The following is a 1,465-nucleotide window of genomic DNA, read 5'->3' as shown; positions in this document are numbered from 1 at the left end:
AAATAGGCATCCGCTCGAGGAACACCGGTGACATTTTGACGACTTAACTCTAATAAAACGTCATATTCCCGTTTAAATAATTCCACTGCCTTCGGTTGATTATTCCATTTTTCTTGTAATACCTTGAGGATTTTGGCTGTAAAACCTTCAAAAGCCTCATAAACAATGCCAAAACCGGTCGTATCACTCAATAACCGACTCACCCTATATTTACCATTTAACAACAATTGAGAGCCGCAACTTTGACAGTAACGAGTATTCGAGTTATTATTACTCGGATGCCCTGGTTGAGAACAATCGGGATTAATGCAGTAACAGGGTTTCATCTCGGCTATTAGTTATTTTATTGGGTGAATAATTGAAAGTTTTCCCTTACCTGTCTTTGAAGGCATTTTATCATAAGTAAGTAGTAGTAGTAACGCACCAAATTAAATTAATGATAGGTGTGGTGCGTTACGACGGATTGTTAGATTCAAGTTTAAGCAGAGATTGTCGCCGTCTAGCGCACCCTACATTTTACTAAACTGGGATGAGCCACTCTTGAAAAAGGGGACAATTATTAATTATTATTAAAAGTATATTTACTAATTAACCAAAATACCAGTGAAACTAGCTCAAGCTCAGACGATATTAACAGACACTTTAACCGTATTTTGGGGAGAATGGCTAGATTTACGGGCGAGAGTCCTTCAGATCGCCGCCACAGGTTTAGTTTCTCCCCTAATCTATATTATCGGTTTCGGGTTGGGGTTGGGAAGCGCCCTCGATCGCTCGATGAAACCCTCACTCGGCGATTCTTATCTAGAATTTATTTTACCCGGAATGGTGGCCCTGTCCTCAATGGCGATCAGTTTCGGGGGAACCACCTTTTCCATCTGTGGCGATCGCTTATTTAGTAAAACCTTCGAGGAATTATTATTACTTCCCGTCCATCCCCTCTCATTATTTTTAGGCAAAGTTTTTGCGGGAATTTTGCGCGGTGTAATGACTTCTGCATCAGTGATTCTCATCGCTATCTTATTTACAGGAAAATTTGCCAGTTTTCTCAATCCCCTCTTTTTATTAATTTTAATCTTAAATTGTGCCGTCTTTGCCAGTTTAGGGGCAATTGTCGGATTGCGAGTTCAATCCCTCGAAAGTGCCAGTCTCTATAATAACTTTTTAATCGTGCCGATGTCTTTTTTAGGAGCAACTTTTTTCGATCCCAAAACCTTACCCTGGGCATTAAAAATTATTGTTTATGCCTTGCCCCTCACCTATGCTAGTCTAGGATTAAGAGCCGCAGCCTACGATATCAATCAATTTCCTTGGTTCGCTATCCCTATTTTATTAATCGTCGCTCTTCTTCTCTCGATTGTCGGTGCTTATCAATTCTCCCATCAACGGGATTGAATCAGTGATCAGTAATCAGTAATCAGTAATCAGTAATCAGTAATCAGTAATCAGTAATCAGTTATCATATTTT

Annotated in this window: 2 protein-coding genes; one reads left to right on the top strand and one right to left on the bottom strand. The window is 39.7% G+C overall.

Going from position 1 to position 1,465, the window contains the following annotated elements:
* A partial coding sequence (locus PX636_RS10145; protein ID WP_353853468.1) for a 4-Cys prefix domain-containing protein occupies nt 1-326 on the bottom strand: 326 nt, incomplete at its 3' end.
* Between the two features lie 277 nt (nt 327-603).
* Here PX636_RS10145 and PX636_RS10140 point away from each other — a divergent pair.
* On the top strand, nt 604-1,392 hold the full coding sequence (locus tag PX636_RS10140) for an ABC transporter permease (protein ID WP_002765070.1): 789 nt from the start codon (nt 604-606) through the stop codon (nt 1,390-1,392).
* Nucleotides 1,393-1,465 lie beyond the last annotated feature (73 nt).

The sequence above is a fragment of the Microcystis sp. M53598_WE2 genome, from assembly GCF_030067735.1.
Classification (GTDB): Bacteria; Cyanobacteriota; Cyanobacteriia; order Cyanobacteriales; family Microcystaceae; genus Microcystis; species Microcystis aeruginosa.
The sequence above is the reverse complement of the archived record's forward strand: the minus strand, read 5'-3'. Positions and strand labels throughout refer to the sequence as shown.